Annotated in this window: 1 protein-coding gene; it reads right to left on the bottom strand. The window is 72.3% G+C overall.

Annotation, left to right across the window (positions count from 1 at the left end):
- Positions 1–1,007 (bottom strand): glutamate-1-semialdehyde 2,1-aminomutase (locus G6019_RS16405; RefSeq protein WP_375539774.1); only part of this gene is annotated, 1,007 nt, incomplete at its 3' end.
- Positions 1,008–1,216: the final 209 nt, after the last annotated feature.

Below are 1,216 nucleotides of genomic sequence, written 5' to 3'. Positions count from 1 at the left end.
TAGTAGCAGGCGTGGTCGGCCAGGCGCAGGGAGGCCAGGCCAGCCGCCACCGCGACCGGGTTCCCCGACAGCGTGCCCGCCTGGTACACCGGCCCGGCGGGGGCGAGCGAGGACATCACGTCGGCGCGGCCCCCGAACGCGGCGGCGGGCAGCCCGCCGGACATGACCTTGCCGAACGTGGTCAGGTCGCCGGCCACGCCGTCGATGCCCCACCAGCCACGTTCCCCGGCCCGGAAGCCGGTCATGACCTCGTCCATCACCAACAGCGCGCCGTTGTCGGAGCACAGGGTGCGCAGCTCCTCGTTGAAACCGGGCAGCGGCGGGACGGTACCCATGTTGCCGGCGGCGGCCTCGGTGATCACGCAGGCGATCTCGCTGCCGTGGGTGGCGAACACCACGCGGACCGCCTCGATGTCGTTGTACGGCAGCACGATCGTGTCGTGAGCGGTCGCTCCGGTCACACCGGGCGAGTCCGGCAGGGCGAACGTCGCGAGACCCGATCCGGCGTCGGCCAGCAGGGCGTCCACATGACCGTGGTAGCAGCCGGAGAACTTGACCACCTTGGACCGGCCGGTGAACCCGCGAGCAAGGCGCACCGCGCTCATGGTGGCCTCTGTGCCGGAGTTGACCAGGCGCACCTCCTCGACAGAGGTCCGACCCACGATCTCGCGCGCCAGCTCGATCTCGCCCTCGGTCGGGGTGCCGAAGCTCAGCCCGCGGGCGGCGGTCGACTGCACGGCGTCGACGATCGCGGGGTGGGCGTGGCCGTGGATCATCGGCCCCCACGAGCTCACCAGGTCGATGTAGGTGTTGCCGTCGACGTCCGTCATGCGCGAACCCCGCGCTTCACGGATGAAGCGCGGGGTGCCGCCCACGGAGTTGAAGGCGCGGACCGGGGAGTTGACCCCGCCGGGGATCAGCTCGCGGGCCTCGGCGAAGAGCTCGGCCGATCGGGTGGTGCCGGACAGGCCGGACGGGGTCGGGAAGGCATCGCTCGCAGACGTCACCCGTCCAGTGTCTCAAAGACCGCTCCCGAGCACCCCCTCGCGGTGTCAGCCCTGCGGCGCGGCGGGCTGGGCGTGCGGCGCGAACACCGCCTTGACGGCGGTCTCGACCTGTCCGGCCACGTCCTGGAGCGCCTTCTCGGCCTGCTCATGCAGGTCCTGCGGGGTGGGCAGCGGGCCCGGCGCCGGGATCACCGGAACCGGCACCGCGG

The organism is Dietzia sp. DQ12-76, from assembly GCF_014145045.1.
GTDB lineage: Bacteria > Actinomycetota > Actinomycetes > Mycobacteriales > Mycobacteriaceae > Dietzia.
This window is presented reverse-complemented; position numbering and strand designations above follow the sequence as displayed.